This is a genomic window from Longimicrobiales bacterium, from assembly GCA_029245345.1.
In the GTDB taxonomy this organism is placed as follows: domain Bacteria; phylum Gemmatimonadota; class Gemmatimonadetes; order Longimicrobiales; family Gaopeijiaceae; genus CALFPJ01.
The window spans coordinates 547,021-564,127 of sequence record JAQWPM010000021.1 but is presented as its reverse complement, the minus strand read 5'-3'; the positions used below and the strand labels follow the sequence as shown (position 1 = coordinate 564,127).

The window sequence follows — 17,107 nt, the reverse complement described above, 5'->3', positions numbered from 1 at the left end:
GAATCAGGACACACAAAAGGCCCGGGCGGTGCTGCCCGGGCCTTTTGTGTCTTGGTTGCTCCAAATGCCAAGGCTCGTTAGCCCGGCTCAGCGGCTGAAAGCAGTGCGGCCGCTTGGTCCAATCCGTCACTCACACGGTTGAGCGCCGCCGCGACTTCGTCGACGAACATGTCCACCTCGTCCCAGGCCCGTTCCTCTAGGCCTTCCCGAATACCCGGGAGCGTCTTCACGCCGTACCCGGTCCAGAAGCCCGGCGCGTAGATCATGTGCCGGAACCAAGGGCGGCGAGGTAGACCCTCTTCGCGCGTCATCCGCTGCTCCATGCCCTGCAGCAGGTTGTTCAGTCTTTCGCCTGTGCCGCCGCCTAGAAGACCCTGCGACACAGCCGAGGCCATGAGTTCGTCATACCGGGCCGCTGCGGCTTCGAGCCGCGCCACCGCGTTCTCGACGGGAGCGAAGTTGATGTGCGGCACCGGCTCCTTGGCCTCCGGCGGTACGTACGTCTTCGTCGGGTCCGAGGCGATCTCGTAGGAGTCGTTTTCGACGAGTCGGTTGTGTAGCTCCGTCTCCGTTCGCATGGACGCCGCGAGCTGTTTCACCTCGCCCAAGTACATCTGGACGTTGTCCGCGAAGTTGCCGAAGCGGAACGGAAGCACGTCAGCGTTCGCCATGCGTAGCGTCGCCCGCCCCGCTGTCTTGGCGAGCGTAATTCCGTATGCGAAGCCCGGGTCGCCAAAGCGGGAGTAGTGGTCGTACGAATCGAAGATGGAGTGGTACGATCCGCCTCCGTTCTCACCGCCGAACCCGATGTTCAGAGAGGCGATGCCGAGGTGCTGCAAGAAGGGCGTGTAGTCCGACCCCGACCCGAGCGGGCCGATACGGCGGTCGCGCCTCGTGTACACATCGGCTGCTCCATCGACGGCGCGGGCGTGCTTCAGGCGGTCATTTACCGAGATGCCCGTCTGGGGATCGATGACTTCGTCCCCCAGTTCGTTGGCGAGACGCTCCAGCGTATGCGAGCCGCCCACACCAACAAAGCCACGACCGTTCCCGTCCGAGTTGATGTAAACCACGGCCTTGTCTTGCAGCTCCGCAGCGTGATCCTCGGCCCATTCCGTGGAGCCGAGCAGGCCGGGCTCCTCAGCATCCCATCCGGCATAAACGATCGTGCGCTTTGGCCGCCATCCGTTCTTCACCATCTCGCCAACAGCACGAGCTTCTTCCATGAGCGCGACCATCCCGCTCAAAGGATCTCCTGCACCGAACGCCCACCCGTCCATGTGGTTGCCACGAACGACCCATTCGTCCGGGAATTCAGAACCAGGCAGCATCGCGATCACGTCATAGGCCGGCGTCAGGTCCCAGTTGAACTCGAGTTTCATGTGCACGCGGGCGGGTCCCGGTCCGAGGTGGTACGTGAGTGGGAGCGCTCCACGCCATGCGGCCGGTGCGACTGGGCCGCCCATCGCCGCTAGGATCGGCTGAGCGTCTTCGTAGGAGATGGGAAGCACCGGGATCTTCATGATCGTCGGCGATTCCTCGACGGTGTAGCGCTCCGCGTCGAGCGTGGCGCCGACGCCTGGAGTGAGCGGATCGCCGGGGTACTGCGGCATGTCTTCCACGGAGCCGCGTTGGGCGCCCTGGGCCATGCGATACGGACCGTCCGGGTACACATCACCCTGGAAGTAGCCGTCGTCTCGCGGATCCGAGTAGATCAGTGTGGCGATCGCGCCGTGCTGGGCCGCGACTTTCGGCTTGATGCCGCGCCAGGAACCGCCGTACCGAGCCAGTGCGATCTTGCCCTCGACGCTGATCCCGTGCCGTGCCAGTTCGTCGTAGTCCGCCGGGATGCCGTAGTTCACATAGACGACCTCACCTTCTACGTCGCCGTCCGCCGAGTACGCGTTGTACGTCGGGAGCAGATCCTGGGTGATGCCTGACGTCCGATCTCCCTCGACCTCGGGCTCCTCCAGCTTCAGCACGTACCGATTGGGCGAGACGAGCTCGACCATGCGCTCACGTGGGGTCGGGAACATCACGTGGTAGGTGTCGATGCGGGTTTCAAAACCCCAAGAGCGGAATTTGTCTGCGATCCACTCGGCGTTGGCCTTACCGCCGGGAGAGCCGACGTGAGTTGGGTGCCGCGTGAGGTACTGCAGCCATTCGTCCAGGTTGTCCGCGTTGAGCTGACTGTCGTAGTCGGCCTCGAGGTCGCGCTGCATCGCGCTGCTCTCGTCCGAGAAGCCGAGGAGCTGCGCGTGTGTCGACGCCGGGACGAATAAGATCGCCAAGACGACGCATGCAGCGGAGAACCTGAATCGGGTAATGAGTCGTGACATGAGTTGCTGTCTGGGTTGATCGGAACGATGTCGGCCGTGCAAGTGCCGGCTCGGCACGATCGTACATCGAAGGGCGGGAGACGGCGAGGCGTAGCTGTCGTCCTCCGGTAGATGCCTCGAAGCCGTCTACGTGATACAATGGCGCCCTCAATCGTCCCACTGACAGAACGACCGAATTTACTGCCCACGACTGGAGCACTGAATGTCCGGACAGAAGGAGCAATGGGGATCAAGGCTAGGAGTTATCCTGGCGGTCTCCGGATCTGCCGTAGGACTCGGGAACTTCCTTCGCTTTCCCGGCCAAGCGGCCGCGAACGGCGGCGGCGCGTTCCTGATCCCTTACTTCATCGCGCTGGTTCTGCTTGGGATTCCCATTTGTTGGGCCGAGTGGGCCATGGGACGCTACGGTGGCCGGAAAGGTTTCCACTCCGCGCCAGCCATCATGGGCGTGATCGGGAAGGGGTCCTTTTGGCGGTATTCGGGTGTGATTGGCGTCCTGATCCCACTCGCGGTCTCCTTCTACTACACGTTTATCGCGTCGTGGTGCTTGGGTTACTTCTACGCCTACTTGACCGGCGGCATGACGATCGATCCGTCGACCGCGATTGCGACCCAGACGGCCGCGTCGACTTCGTTCTACAACGACTTCACCGGAACCGCTGGAAACGGGATTTTCTTCGGCGGGCTGGGAATACCGACCATCGCGTTTTGGGCGATCGCGTTCGGGATGAACATCTTCCTGATCATGCGCGGGATCTCGAAAGGCATCGAGAAGTTCGTTTCCTTTGCCATGCCCCTCATGGCTGTCTGTGCGCTCATCGTGCTGATCCGCGTGCTGACGCTGGGAACGCCGGATCCATCGCTGCCCGATCAGAACGTGATGGGTGGCCTGGCGTACATGTGGAACCCCGACTACTCGGCACTGAGGAACCCACAGACGTGGCTCGCCGCGGCTGGGCAGATCTTCTTCAGTATCTCGGTCGGCTTCGGCATCATCTTGAACTACGCTTCCTACGTGAAGCAGGATGATGACGTAGCGCTGTCGGGTCTCACGGCCGCGGCAACGAACGAGGTCTTCGAAGTCGGCTTCGGTGGGCTGATTACGCTGACCGCATCGTTCGTCTTCCTGGGCCTGAGCGGCACGATCGCCGCCGCAGCTGGTGGTACGTTCGGTCTCGGCTTCCAGACGCTGCCGGTCGTGTTCGCTCAAATGGGCGTGTTCGGCCCCGTAGTCGGCGCGGTTTGGTTCTTCATGCTCTTCCTCGCTGCGGTCACGAGCTCGATCTCGATGTACCAGCCAGCGGTGGCGTTCATGCAGGAAGCCCTAGGCGTCGACCGCATACGCGGCACATGGTTTGTGGTCGCAATCTGCCTGGTCGGTTCCTTCATGGTGATCTACTTCACCGAGGGTGCGGTCTTCTGGAGCACGATCGACTTCTGGATCGGGACCTTCTTGATTCTGGTGCTGGCCATGCTCGAGATCATCGCCTTCAGCTGGATCTTCGGGATCGATACCGGATGGAAGGAGATCCACCACGGATCTGACATCAAGATCCCGACCATCTTCCGCTTCATCATGAAGTGGGTGGCTCCGGGGTACCTGTTGATCGTTCTGGGCGCGTTCGCCTGGACGAACCTACCGGCGTCGATCGCACAGATTGGACAGCAGCCGATGGCTCAATTGGCGCTTGGCCTGCTAGCGGCAGTGCTGCTCGTGCTGATGTGGATCGTTCGCCTCGGCGAGAAACGGTGGCGTGACCTGGGGATGGACCTCGACGGTAAAGAACATGTCAGCAGCGGAGGTGCATCATGACGATCGGCGGATGGATTCTACTGGTTGGCTCGCTGAGCTTTGTGTGGGGACTCGCAGGATGGTGCTACTACAAGATCCTGACTGGGCCCGACAAGTAGCGTAGAACGCTGAGCTCGTTGGGGCTCGTGTGAACAAGTGGGGCGGTTCGTCTTCGGGCGGGCCGCCCCGCGTGCGTTTTGGGGCATGGAACCGCGAGGGCTACGTGGGCCCCCCAATAATCAGCAGCCATGAAATGTGTCTATGAGCCACTGCGCGACCGAGGGATTCGCGTGCGCGTATGTGAAAGCGATGTGGGCTTCATCGTCCGAACCCGAAGCGACCCGCAATTCGTGTCCGATAACAAACCAGCGACCCTCCAAGCCGGCGTGTTTCGCATGAGGTAGGTCGAGCTGTAGCGTGCCCCATTTGGACCAGCGCGTCGGGTCCGACATGTCTACGCCCACCTCGTAGAGAGAGCCACATTCCACGAGCCGCCATCCACTGAGGATCGCTCCCAACACCATCACTGCACTCTCCGCGCGCCATCCCATCGGTCACCTCCTCGCCCCGTGTGTTTCTCTGTTCGACGTGCTTTGGCTTCCCACGCTGACTGGAGGTAAAGCAAGTCGATTGCCCGAACCCGTTGCCGGTTTCGTCAGATGGCTGAATAATCAGCAGCCTACGGGGTCACCCAAGCGCCCCGCGACTGTCTTTTGGAGAGATGACCTTGAAGAAGCTCCATGCCTCGACTGTTGTGTTTGCCGGTATGCTCGCCGGACTCGCGCTGACCGCTTCCCCGGCGGCCGCTCAGGGGCGTTCGTGTGGCCCCCAACCCTTGAATCCGTTGAATCCGGTTGAGAATGAGGGCAGCGTCTACAACTGCAAAGACACCCCGAACCCGCTTCCACCCAACACGTCCATCTGGACAGAAGAGATGACGTGGATGGACGTTCGGGATGCCCTCGATGCAGGGAAGACCACGGTCATCATCTCGACCGGTGGCATAGAGCCCAACGGTCCCTGGCTCGTCTTGGGCAAGCACAACTATGTGCTCACCGCCAACTGTGAGGCGATTGCCCGAAAGCTGGGGAATGCCCTTTGCGCCCCGGTTCTGCCTTACGTGCCCGAGGGGAACATTGATCCCCCGTCGAGTCACATGCTGAGTCCGGGTACGATCAGCGCGAGTGGTGAGACGTTCCAGGCGGTTCTCACCGATATCGCGACTTCATACAAAGCCCACGGCTTCGAGAACATCCTGTTCATCGGTGACTCGGGATCGAATCAGGGTCACCAGCGAGCTGTCGCGGAGCGGCTGACTGCTGCGTGGGGCGGGAGTCCGGTCGTGGCTCACATTGGTGAGTACTACGACAACACGGCTATGAGGAACTTCTTCGAAGAGAACCTCATGCCATGGGGTGAGCGGGATGGCTTGCACGACGAGCCGGATATCGCGGTCAACATGTTCGTGGATGACCCATCTTCGATTCGATGGCAGGAGCGAGTCGATGCCGGACTGGCCACGATCGACGGCGTCGACCTTTCCAACCGCGTGCAGACCCTCGAATGGGGCAGGGCTGTGGTCGAGTTCCGCGCGACGAACGCCGTGGAGGCGATCCAGTCCGCCATCAGCAACGGTGGGACGTTACCCGAGCCCCCTCAGCCGCCACGTACCGGTGGTGGCGGTGGCCGTGGGGAGCGTCCAGCCCCTGACCCTCGTACGATGGGCGGAGGCGACTGTCGTGCGAACACGTACAACTGTTCGGACACGCCGAACCCACTCCCAGAAGCGCAGTCCGTATGGCTGGAAGAACTGACGTGGATGGACGTGCGGGATGCCCTCGCGGCTGGGAAGCGGACAGCGATCGTCGCGACCGGCGGAGTCGAGGAGAACGGTCCTTGGCTCACGACCGGAAAACACAACTATGTGCTGGACGCCAACTGCGAATCGCTCGCTCGTGAGCTCGGCGACGCGTTGTGCGCACCCATCGTGAAGTGGGTCCCGGAGGGAGATCCGGAAACGCTCGATGACCCGGGTACGATCAGCCTCCGACAGGAGACGTTCCAAATGCTCCTCACAGACATCGCGATGTCTCTCAAGACACATGGATTCGAGAGCATCGTGTTCATTGGGGACTCCGGTGGGAACCGCCGAGGTATGATCGCGGTTGCCGAGCGCCTCGATGCCGAATGGGCGGGCGAAGCCCGGGCGATCCACGCGGGGGAGTACTACCCGGCGAGCCCCGATCCGGCCAAGAACGTTCTCGTCATGAAGGGCCTCATGAGAGAGGACCAAGAGGGTACAGAGGGGTTGCACGACAACCCGACCATCACACTCAACATGATGGCGTCCGATCCCGAGTCTGTGAGGTGGAGGGACCGAGTCCGCTACGGCCACGCCTCGATTGACGGCTTCGACATTTCGGATCTCGCTCAGTCGCTCCAGCTCGGACGAGAAATTTCACAGGCTCGCGCGGAGCGCACGGCCGCGGCGATCCGGGAGCAGTTGTCCGGGCGGTAGTCTCGGCTGGCTGAGGCCCTAGAAGACCACGCGGGTACCCACGATCGCCCGGCCTGGCCGTGCGCCATCAACGAGGGCGCCGTCTTTTACCACGAATTCGCCGTTCACGAGCACGAACTGCACGCCTTCCGAGTATGAGAGTGTGCCCTCGAAGGTTGCCGTATCGATGATCTTCGAAGGATCGAAGATGGTGACGTCCGCGTCGCTGCCGATCTGGATGCGGCCCTTCCGAGCCATTTGAGCGGAGACCGCGCCAAGCCGCTGAGCGGGCATGATCGTGATCTTCCTCAGTCCTTCCATGAGGCTCGAAATCCCTTCTTCCCGGACGTACCGGCCCAAGAAGCGCGCGAAGGTGCCGGCGCTTCTTGGATGCGCGCCTGGGTCGTAAGGCATTCCGTCTGAAGCAACCATTACCGCCGGGTCCGACATCGCGGCGGTGATCCACTCGGGCTTCATAATGTGGATAATGATGACCCCGCCTCGTTCACGGTATTCGTTGAAGGTCGCTTCGGTCAGTCGCTCTCCGGTTTCCTGCCACTGCAGGTCACCGTAAGAGATCTGGAGCCGCTCCTGCCAACCTTCATCGAAGATGGCGGACTCGATTGAGGTAGAGGCCGCCGTATAGGGGTACGCCTCGGTCGTGACATTCACCCCGGCCCTCCGTGCACCGCGGATGAGGTCGAGATTGGTTTCGATGTCCCATAGACTCGAACTGTTGAGATGCACGATGTGCAGCGGAGCCTGTGTGGCGACCGAGTTCGCGATGACTTCTTGGATCGGGTCAATGCCCATGGACCGTACATGAGTGTAGATCGTGATCGCGTTGTCACCCGCGAATTCCATGACCCGGTAGATCTCGTCGCGGTTGGCACCCGGGTAGTACTGGTGTGGCATACCGATTCCGAGCCCGCCCGCCGTTATCTCCGACTGCAGCCGCTCCCGGAGCGCCCCGTACTGCTCTTTTTGGAGAGGCTCATATGCGGCCGCGCCAATGAGCTCCATGATCTGAGCGTTCTCTTCCGTCGTCAGGTCTCTTGTCCCGGCGGCGTCTACAATGTCCCTCACCTGCCGGTACTGGTCCGCGAAGTCGGGCATGACCGAGATCCTCGCAGAACCGTGCGATACGCTCGCTCCGAAGTTCAGGACTGACCCTCCGCGACGGGGATCCAGGAAGTCCGTCATGGAGGGGACGCCACCCTCCAATTCGAGGGCGGTGGTCACGCCGTCCATGGCCTGGAACTCGTTGGCCCGCACCGTCTGCCCGTGCGCGTGCATGTCGATGAAGCCCGGAGCCACGACGAGGCCCGTCGCATCGATGACGGTGGTGCCTCGCAGCGCCCCTTCACTGATCGAGACGATGGTCTGCCCGCGAATGCCGACGTTACGAATTGCATCGAGGCCCGTCTCTGGGTCCATGACGCGGCCGCCCATCAGTACGACGTCGTAGACTTCTTGGGCCTCCACCGCTTCCGCCCCAATCGGTCCGGGCGTTGGAGCCAGGGTGCCGACCAACATGAGACAGGTTGCTGCTGCGGTCCGGACTAAGCGCGTACGCGTGTGCATATTGAGTTCCGTTCGGGGTCCCTGAGCTACGCCGTCGAAAGTAGGCCGGATGGTAGGCTCCCACCAGAAAAGACTAGAGGCCCTTCCCCTCGGAAACCGTTTTTGTCGACCGCGTCAGCACCTGGAGATCGAACGCGAGCTTTTTCCACCCGCTGGGCTCGTCGTGCATGAAGCCGATGTAGGCGAAGTCGAGTTGCCACTCGCTGGGGCCGTCCTTGATGCCCTTGTTGGCCTGGACTAGTCCGGTCAGCCCGGGCCGTATCAAGCGCTTTCGAAAGACGCCCTCCTCGAGCTCCTCGTAGTACGGCTCGAGCGGCCAGGGGCGAGGGCCGACGAAGCTCATTTCACCCACGAGGATTGTGAACAGTTGGGGCAGCTCATCCAAATAGAAGTCTTTTAGAATCTTCCCCACCTTGGTGACGTTGGCGGGATCCCGTTCCATGGGTTTGATGTGTTGGTACTTCTGAGTCGCCCGGATCTCATGGAATACATCCATGCGAACGATGCGGAACTTGAGGAGGTGGAAGACACGCCCCTCCGAGCCACGCTCTTCGGTCAAGAAGAACGGCCCCCGGTGCCGCGGAATGAAGAGGCCTTCAAGCACGAGCGCGACGAGGATGGCCAGAAAGAGGGGCGAGAAGAGCAGAAGCAGCGCGAAGGACAGGAGAATGTCCAACGCGCGCTTCTGCCAACACACCGGCACGAGCCCATCGAGGCTGCGCCCGATTTTATCGTATCGCTCGAGTTCCTGGGGCGTCACGGGGCGGCCCTCAGCTGATGGTCCTTCTGCGTTCCGGTGGACGGATGATCGCCCCGAAGCCGTGCTCGGCGAGGAGTCGGTTGAACTCATCCAGCCGAGGCCCGAGCAACTGACGTACCGTGGCGTCGTGGCTAGTCCAGCGGACTCTCAGGTCACTCAGTACGTCTTCCGAGCCGCGAGACACACCGGTCTCGGCGCCCTCGGCGTTCCCGTGGAGCACGACGTATTGGAACTTGAGACGAGATGGGAAGTTGATCACGGTCTGCCCATCCACCACGCGTGCCTGATAGAGTGAATCCGCGACGGTGGTGAGCTCTTCCATGAGCGCGTCGGCTGCTTCCCCAACCACGTCGGCTCCGTCACGGCCCTCGATGCGCCCCATGAGCGTCTCGACCTGGTCGTCCACATCATTGACGTCGATGGCCGCGTGATGGATGTCGGTCAGTTCGCGCGCTACTTGGGCTACGAACTGATCCTGCTCGACGTACTCCGCCATTGTCGCGTCAACACGTGGATCCTTACGGACCTCGAGAGACTGCGTCTGCGTGAAGTCACCGGCGGTCAGACGCACCTGGTACGTGCCTGGAATGACACGCCGACCGGCGAGTGAACCGAAGACGTAGGCGCCCGGGATGTTGGGGATCTGCTCGTGGCGCAGGTTCCAAGCCAGACGATTGTGCCCGGCTTCCACAGTTATGGGTTGCGCCCCAGGACTGACGTCTTCATCTGGATGTGTCGAGTACGTGCGGATGATCTCACCCGCCGTTGACATGATTTCGACGGTTACGGAGTCACCCTCCGCGGGTTCTTCTGCCATGTAGTACTGTACGATCGCGCCCGACGGGGGATTCTGACCCACATTCTCAGCGAAGCCCCCAAAGCCACCGCTGGCCAGCCGGTACGCATGGCGGGGGGGCAGCAGGTAGCTCTCGCTTCCCTCAACGTTCGTTGCGTTCTGCATGGGGGTGAGGTCGTCCAAGATCCAGAACGATCGACCCGATGTCGCGGCTACGAGATCGTTCTCGCGACGCTGCACGATGAGGTCGTTTATGGGGGTGTTGGGCAGGTTCAGCTGCATGGGCTGCCAGTTCTCGCCTTGGTCCCACGAAGCGAAGATCCCCGTCTCGGTACCCATGTAGAGCAGGCCGGGCCGGACCGGGTCCTCCCGGACGACTTTCACCCAAGCCTCTTCCGGGATGCCGGTGGTCCGGTCTTCCCAGTTCTCGCCGTAGTCGTTGCTGACCAGCAAGTGTGGGGTGAAGTCGTTGAACTTGTAGCGCGTATAAGCGGCGTACACGGTCGCCGGATCGTGAGGTGAGACCTCCATCGAGTTGATCTGGCCTTCCTCGAGGTCGCCCGGCGTGACGTTGGTCCAGGTCTGCCCTGAATCGCGTGTGACATGAATAAGACCGTCGTCTGAGCCTGTGTAGATCGTCCCGGCCTCGTGTTCCGATTCCACCACGTAGTAGATGGTGCCATAGATCTCACCCCCGGCACCCTCATTTGTGATCGGTCCGCCACCGTAGCCCTGGTGCTCGTCGTCGTCACGTGTGAGATCCGGGCTAATCTCCTGCCACGTCATGCCGCGGTCCTCGGTGACGACCAGGTGATTCGAGGCGTGGTAGATCCTCTCGTAGTTGTGGGGAGAGGCGATGATGGGCGCGTTCCAGTTGTAGCGGTACTTCATCTCGCGGCCCTGAAGCGCAGCTGGCATCACCGGGTAGACACCTACGTCGCGCTGGCCCTTCGTCTGGTGATCGTACTCGCTGATGATGCCCATGTAACAACCGGCATACACGAAGCGTGGGTCGTCCGGATCGAAGGCTGTGTAGGCGCTTTCACAACCGCCCACGGCGTACCAGTCTTTCCACGTCACACCGCCAATCCCCGCGCTCGCGATCGCCACGGAACTGTTGTCCTGCTGGCCGCCGTAGATGTAGTAGGGGAAGCGATTGTCCACGTTCACCCGGTAGAACTGAGAGGTCGGCTGGTTGTCGAGCTGCGACCAGCTGTCTCCAGCGTTGAACGAGACGTGTGCTCCGCCGTCGTTCGCGTTGATCATTGTCTCGTTGTCGTCCGGGCTGATCCACAGATCGTGGGTGTCACCGTGGCGAACCTGGACCCGGTTGAACGTCCGCCCACCATCGATCGACTTCATCATAGGCGCGTTCAGGACGTAGACCGTCTCGTCGTCCTGAGGGTCCGCGAAGATCTCGATGTAGTACCAGGCACGTGCGCGGGCCGACCAGTTGTCACTCGTGAGCTCCCACGAGGCGCCACCGTCGTCCGAGCGGAAGATGCCACCACCGGGATCGGCTTCGACGATCGCGAAGACACGGTCCGAGTTAGCCCGAGACACGTCGATGGAGGTCTTGCCCATCTCGTCGGGCAGTCCGTTCTCCAACTTGTTCCAGCTGTCACCCCCGTCCGTGGACTTCCAGAGCCCGCTGCCTTCTCCGCCGCTCTGGACCTGCCAGGGAAGGCGTCGGTTGTGCCAAAACGCTGCGTACAGAATGCGTGGGTTGTTCATGTCCATAGAAAGATCGGACGCACCTGCGTCCTCACTCACGTAGAGGATATGCTCCCACGTCTCGCCGCCGTCCGCGGAGCGGTAGAGCCCACGCTCGGGGTTGGCCCCGTATGCTGCACCCTGGACTGCCACGTAGACGAGGTCCGGGTTTTTGGGATGGATGCGCACCCGTGAGATGTGCCGACTGCGGGGCAGTCCCATGTTCGTCCAGGTGCGGCCCGCGTCCGTCGACTTATAGACGCCGTCCCCGTGTGAGGTCATCACACCACGTGTGGCGTGCTCACCCATGCCCACATAGATGACGTTCGGGTCCGATTCGGAGACCGCGATCGCACCCACAGACGATGTGCCCAGCTGCCCGTCCGAGATGTTGTTCCATGTGATGCCGGCGTCGGTGGTCTTCCAAATGCCGCCGCCGACGGTGCCCATGTAGTACATCTGGGGGTCACCCACGACTCCGGTACTCGCGACGGAACGGCCGCCTCGATAGGGGCCGATCGAACGCCATGCCATCGACTGGAACGTGGCCGGGTCTACGGCTGGGGTGTCGTCTTGGGCGGTCGCTGGCGCGGGCAGGGAGATGGCCGCACAGGCGACCAATAAGAACAGGCCGGAACGGGACAAACGGGACATATCGGCTCCAGGGGAGTCTGGCTCAGCCGTGGCGGGCGCGAACGAGGGCGCCACGCCGAATCGGCGCAGTGATATCAGGGGATCAGCTTCCGCGCGCGCGCGGGCCGGCGCAAGGGTTTGGCGCGCGCCGGAGCCGTGAGCCGCTACGGCGATCCCTATAGGCCCGGGGGTCTTCCTAGCAAGTCGGTCGCCGGACCCAAGGCGCGTTCCACGGCTAGAGCCGCACCCAAAAGCGCCTCGTCGTGCCCCCGTGGCGCGACGAACTGGAGCCCGACTGGCATGCCTGAGGCATCGAGCCCGACTGGGAGCGTGATCGCACACAGGCCGAGCATGCTCGCGGGGCAGGTGGGCCGGAGCGCGGTGACGTTGGCTGCGCCGTAGGCGTCAAGATCTGCCAGTTCGGCCAGCGGCGCGGGTGTGGCCATGGAGGCAGGAAGGGCCAGGACGTCAGCCTCGGCAAACAGAGCCTCGGTTCGGCTCATGAGTTGAGCCCGTCGTGCCACAGACGATCTGTACTGATCGCCGCCCAGTTCGGGAGCATGGGCAAGGCGAGATCCCACGATCGGGTCCAGAATATCGATCCACTCCGGCAGGTCCCGTTTCAGAAAAGCCATGCACTCTGCGCCCGCGATCCCGCCGTTCATATAGAGGTGTTGGGCCTCATCGAGGAGTGTGCCGTCTACCGCTCCGACACCCCAGCCGGCGGCCCCCAGCCTTCCGATCGCTCCGTGAAGGACGTCAGCGATGTCTGTCTGACAGTCATCCCAGATCGTACACGTCGGCATCGCGACACGCAGCCCGGCAGCGGGGAGGGTGGCGAGTTGGAGCCGGAGTTGCTGTGGATCTCCCCATTCAGGATCGAGTGAGCCGAAAAAATAGATGGCGTCTTCGACGGTCCGGGTCAGTCCCCCAACCGTGTCGAGCGTGGTGCTGAGGGGCACGACTCCTTCAACGCTCCATCGGGCATGCGTGATCTTGTGACCCACGGTGCCGGTCATCGCGGCGGGGATTCGGATGGAACCCCCTGTGTCGGATCCGAGCGCCAGAAGCGCTGATCCCTCCCAGAGACTCACCCCCGCTCCGGACGAGGAGCCTCCGGTGATACGGTGCACATCTGCATCCCAGGGATTCCGAGGGGCACCCCAGTGCGGGTTTGCCCCAATCGCGCCGTAGGCAAACTCGACGGTATGCGTCTTCCCCATGATGACGGCGCCCTGTTCACGCAGCCGTGCGACGAGCCACGCGTCCTGGGTCCACGGCGCTGGAAGTGCTCTGGCACTTCCGGCGAAGGTGTCGAAGCCGCTTACCCCGTATAGATCCTTCACCGAGACTGGGATGCCGCAGAACGGAGGAGCATCCCCTCGCTGGAGACGCTCGTCTGCGGTGCGAGCCGCCCTGCGAGCCGACTCGCTGTCGAAAGCCCTGTAGGCGTGGAGCCGTTGTCCGTGTTGGCCGTGACTGGCGATGGCTGATTCCGCGAGTTCGACGGCGGAAAGATTTCCTGAACGAAGCGCCGCAGCGACTCGTTCGATGGACTGATCGATGGGCTCTTTGGCCACCTTCGCATCGCTCGAATTCATGCCTCATCATCACCATGAACCGTGAATCGCGCCAGCGTTTTGCGGGGCTGCCTTGTCTTAGTGTTTGTAGGTATTACAACAGTCTTGCGGTGATCCGCAGGAGCACCGTAGGTCCGCCGTCCGCCACGACCCACCCGGCCACTCGAGGTCTCATGCAATTCTGTTTGCGCACCTTCGCCGTGGTCGCGGCATTGGCGCTCGCCATTCCTTCGGCCGCTCACGCCCAATCGCGCACGACGTCTGCCATTCGCGGCTTCGTCACTGCTCAAGACGGTTCGATCCTCGTCGGTGGGACGGTCGTCATCCGTCACGACGAGACGGGCGCGTCGCGGTCGGGTCTGACGAACGCGAACGGGGCTTTCCTTGTTCTGCTCCTTCAGCCGGGGGGCCCGTACTCGGTCTCCATCCAGCACCTCGGGTATTCTGAGGGGCGAGTCGAAGGGATTCGACTCGCCGTGGGCGAGACGTTCACCATGGAATATGTCATGCAGGAGCAGGCAGTGGAGCTGCAGGGGATCGACGTCGCGGTCGAGCGCGCCACGATCTTCACGCCGACACAGATTGGTCCGGCGACGCGGCTGACCGAGCGGGTGCTCGACGCGACCCCCATCATGTCGCGTGACGTGATGGAGTTGGCTGTCTTGTCGCCTTTGGTGAAGACCACGGAAGGCGGTGGTTTCTCCGTAGCGGGGCAGAACGATCGCTACAACGCCATCTTGGTGGATGGCCTGGCCAGTAAGGACATGTTCGGCCTGACCTCAGGCGGGGTGCCGGGGGGGCAGGCTGGTGCAAAGCTGATCCCCATTGATGCTGTCGCTCAATACGAAGTGCTGGTGGCCCCGTTCGATGTTCGCCTGTCCGGCTTCACCGGTGGTGTGATGAATGCGGTGACCCGTTCCGGGACGAACGACTGGCGCGTGCGGATCGGCGGTGTTCACCGAGCCGAGCAGCTTATGGGAGACCTTCAGCTTCCGACCGGCCCGGTAGCGGCCTCCGGCGTGGACCGGAGCCTCCTTTCGTTCTCCGTGGGTGGTCCGGTCGTGCTGGACAAGGGCCACTTCTTCGTTGCGGCTGAGTTCGAGCGGCGGAATCAGCCACCGTCGGGTTACAACCTCTTCCGTGATCCCGAGTCACTCGTGCGTATCTCCGGAGAGTCGATGGACGAGTTTGCGTCCCTCATGCAGACGGATCATGGGGTGGATGTTGGGAATGCCGCCGCTTACCCACTCAGCCAACAGCTCTCGAACGTGTTTGTGCGCTCCGACTGGAATTTCGACAACGGGACACGACTGACACTGCGAAACGTGTTCTCACACGCTACGAACGACGAGTCACCCAACCGCTCGGCCTTCCTTCCGTACGAGCTGTCGTCCAACACGGTCCAGCGGACGTCGATGAACAACATCACGTCCCTGCAGCTCTTTTCACCGCTCGGTGATCGGTTCTCGAACGAGTTCGACATGACGGTGCAGATCAGCTCTGACGAGTCTGCGCCGACGACGGACTGGCCGCAGGTCGAGGTGGACGTGAGAAGTTCGATCGGCGATGTATCGCTGAATCGGCCGGTACGCGTCGGGGGGCAGTTCTTCGCCCAGGACAATGGCCTGGACCAGACGAGTATCAGGGCCACGAACAGTCTGGATATTCGCAGTGAGGGTGACGACGTCGTCACCCTCGGAATCACGGGGTCGTACTACGACATCGCACATCGCTTCCTGCCCGGTGCGGCCGGTGAGTACTACTTCCCGTCGATGGCGGACCTTCGGGCCAACGCGCCGGAGCGCTACCAACGCGCTGAGTTGGCGCCCGGCCAGGATCCAGCCGCAAAGTTCGAGGTCGTCGAGGTCGGGGCGTTCGTTCAGCACCTCATGAACGCTGGGAAGGGCCTCACGATGCGGTTCGGCATTCGAATGGACGCGCCTTACGTCCTCTCGTCTCCGGAGCAGAACACCGATGTACTCGATTTCTTCGGATACGACACGTCTAAGCTACCCAGCGGTAATTTCTTGTTCTCCCCGCGCTTCGGCTTCAACTGGCAGAGCGACGGTCTGCGTGTGACGCAGGTACGCGGTGGCTTCGGCTGGTTCGCCGGCCAGGTGCCCTACGTCTGGCTCTCCAATGCCTTCCACAACAACGGCATTCGTTCGACAACACTGACCTGCAGCGGAAGGCATTACGTCGAACCGCTGCCGGCGCGTCCTGCACCGCCCTTGAACGTCGGCTCTCAACCCGCGGGTTGTTACGACCCAGACGGCGGGACGATCCCGTTCAACCGCGTGAGCAGCGTGGTCATGTTCGAAGACGGCTTCAAGTATCCGCAGGACTTGAAGTTCTCAGCTTCGGTCGATCACGAGTTGAGCGACCGCACGAGCTTCACGATCGGCTTCCTGTTTAACAAAGCGCTGAACCAGGTGGGAATCGAAGAACGCAACCTCGAGGGCGGCAACACGTCGCTCTCGCAGCTGGGTGGCACCGAGCGGAAGTATTACTCAGACATCACAAGCGAATTCGACCAGGTCCTCCTCGTCACCAATGAGGGTGAGGACTGGGCCACGTCACTGAGCTTGGAACTTCGCGGCCAACTCACGGACCGAATCGGAATCCAGTCCGGCTATGCCTTCGCGCGTTCTTGGGACCGTACGAGCCTGACCTTCGCGGATATGGCATCGAACTTCGGGTTCAATCCGAGTGAGTTCGATGTGAATCAGCCGCCGTTGCGGACCTCGAATTTCGACCGTCCACACAAGATCGTCCTGGCCATGTACGGGGCTCCCTTCGAGTCTCTCCCGGATACGGAACTGTCGCTCCTCTACACCGGACAGTCGGGCCTCCCGTTCTCCTACGTCTACGACGGAGATGTGAACGGGGACGGCTACCCCGGCGTTGGTGGAGCCCTCGATCGATTCAACGATCTCGTGCATGTGCCAGCGACGCTCAGTGGGCTCGGGGAAGGCGCTCCGTACTCGCTGGTGACGCAGATTCTGTTGGCGGATGCGATCAAGAACAACGATTGCCTCAAGAAGTACGCGGGGACGCTTGTGGCTCGGAACGGCTGTCGGGCTCCGTGGGAGAACCGGTTGGATCTGAGGTTGGCCCACACGGTTCACATGGGTGATCGCGACATTCGCTTCGAGGGTGACCTGATCAACGTGCTCAACATGGTCAACGGAAGCTGGGGCAAGATCGAGACGACCAGCCCTGTCGTTCCGCTGCTAGAGCTGTGTCAACTCGGTTGCGAGAGTCCTCTTCCCGCCAGGTGGGGTGGGGCGGTGCTCCCTCAACGCAACGAGGACGGTCAGCTGACGTCTCCGGACCCGTGGACGGTGATCACACCAGATTCCCAATGGCAGATGCAGTTCGGGGTTCGCGTGACGTTCGGCGGAGGGCGATAA

Annotated in this window: 9 protein-coding genes; 3 read left to right on the top strand and 6 right to left on the bottom strand. The window is 62.1% G+C overall.

The annotated features are described in order from the left end of the window. Nucleotides 1-77: 77 nt before the first annotated feature. Nucleotides 78-2,339, bottom strand: a complete 2,262-nt coding sequence (locus P8L30_13585; protein ID MDG2241229.1) for a transferrin receptor-like dimerization domain-containing protein — start codon at nucleotides 2,337-2,339, stop codon at nucleotides 78-80. A 202-nt stretch (nucleotides 2,340-2,541) separates the two neighbouring features. Here P8L30_13585 and P8L30_13580 point away from each other — a divergent pair, with 202 nt between their 5' ends. After that, nucleotides 2,542-4,152 carry a sodium-dependent transporter gene (locus tag P8L30_13580; protein ID MDG2241228.1) on the top strand — a complete coding sequence of 537 codons (1,611 nt, stop codon included), beginning with the start codon at nucleotides 2,542-2,544 and terminating at the stop codon, nucleotides 4,150-4,152. Between the two features lie 218 nt (nucleotides 4,153-4,370). On the opposite strand, the gene P8L30_13575 is transcribed toward P8L30_13580, so the two are convergent. Further along, a complete protein-coding gene (locus P8L30_13575) occupies nucleotides 4,371-4,682 on the bottom strand; it encodes a hypothetical protein (protein ID MDG2241227.1) in 312 nt (103 codons plus the stop codon). A 176-nt stretch (nucleotides 4,683-4,858) separates the two neighbouring features. On the opposite strand from P8L30_13575, the gene P8L30_13570 reads away from it, so the two are divergent. Next, nucleotides 4,859-6,649, top strand: coding sequence for a creatininase family protein (locus P8L30_13570; GenBank protein ID MDG2241226.1), 1,791 nt, complete (start codon nucleotides 4,859-4,861; stop codon nucleotides 6,647-6,649). An 18-nt stretch (nucleotides 6,650-6,667) separates the two neighbouring features. On the opposite strand, the gene P8L30_13565 is transcribed toward P8L30_13570, so the two are convergent. From P8L30_13565 to P8L30_13550, 4 genes are all read right to left on the bottom strand, one after another. Beyond that, complete coding sequence (locus P8L30_13565; protein ID MDG2241225.1) at nucleotides 6,668-8,212, bottom strand: amidohydrolase family protein; 1,545 nt, start codon at nucleotides 8,210-8,212, stop codon at nucleotides 6,668-6,670. A gap of 73 nt (nucleotides 8,213-8,285) precedes the next feature. After that, the gene (locus P8L30_13560) at nucleotides 8,286-8,972 is read right to left on the bottom strand and encodes a sugar transferase (protein ID MDG2241224.1); all 687 of its coding nucleotides are present in this window, start codon (nucleotides 8,970-8,972) and stop codon (nucleotides 8,286-8,288) included. A 10-nt stretch (nucleotides 8,973-8,982) separates the two neighbouring features. Beyond that, the gene (locus tag P8L30_13555; GenBank protein ID MDG2241223.1) at nucleotides 8,983-12,135 is read right to left on the bottom strand and encodes a hypothetical protein; all 3,153 of its coding nucleotides are present in this window, start codon (nucleotides 12,133-12,135) and stop codon (nucleotides 8,983-8,985) included. A gap of 155 nt (nucleotides 12,136-12,290) precedes the next feature. Then, nucleotides 12,291-13,715, bottom strand: a complete 1,425-nt coding sequence (locus P8L30_13550) for an amidase (GenBank protein MDG2241222.1) — start codon at nucleotides 13,713-13,715, stop codon at nucleotides 12,291-12,293. Nucleotides 13,716-13,867: 152 nt separating this feature from the next. On the opposite strand from P8L30_13550, the gene P8L30_13545 reads away from it, so the two are divergent. Next, complete coding sequence (locus P8L30_13545; GenBank protein MDG2241221.1) at nucleotides 13,868-17,107, top strand: carboxypeptidase regulatory-like domain-containing protein; 3,240 nt, start codon at nucleotides 13,868-13,870, stop codon at nucleotides 17,105-17,107.

Bases quoted from the DNA above. Each gene is read 5' to 3' on its own strand.
- P8L30_13545 (MDG2241221.1), top strand. From the start codon at position 13,868: ATGCAATTCTGTTTGCGCACCTTCGCCGTGGTCGCGGCATTGGCGCTC.
- P8L30_13585 (MDG2241229.1), bottom strand. From the start codon at position 2,339: ATGTCACGACTCATTACCCGATTCAGGTTCTCCGCTGCATGCGTCGTC.
- P8L30_13565 (MDG2241225.1), bottom strand. From the start codon at position 8,212: ATGCACACGCGTACGCGCTTAGTCCGGACCGCAGCAGCAACCTGTCTC.
- P8L30_13555 (MDG2241223.1), bottom strand. From the start codon at position 12,135: ATGTCCCGTTTGTCCCGTTCCGGCCTGTTCTTATTGGTCGCCTGTGCG.
- P8L30_13575 (MDG2241227.1), bottom strand. From the start codon at position 4,682: ATGGGATGGCGCGCGGAGAGTGCAGTGATGGTGTTGGGAGCGATCCTC.
- P8L30_13550 (MDG2241222.1), bottom strand. From the start codon at position 13,715: ATGAATTCGAGCGATGCGAAGGTGGCCAAAGAGCCCATCGATCAGTCC.
- P8L30_13580 (MDG2241228.1), top strand. From the start codon at position 2,542: ATGTCCGGACAGAAGGAGCAATGGGGATCAAGGCTAGGAGTTATCCTG.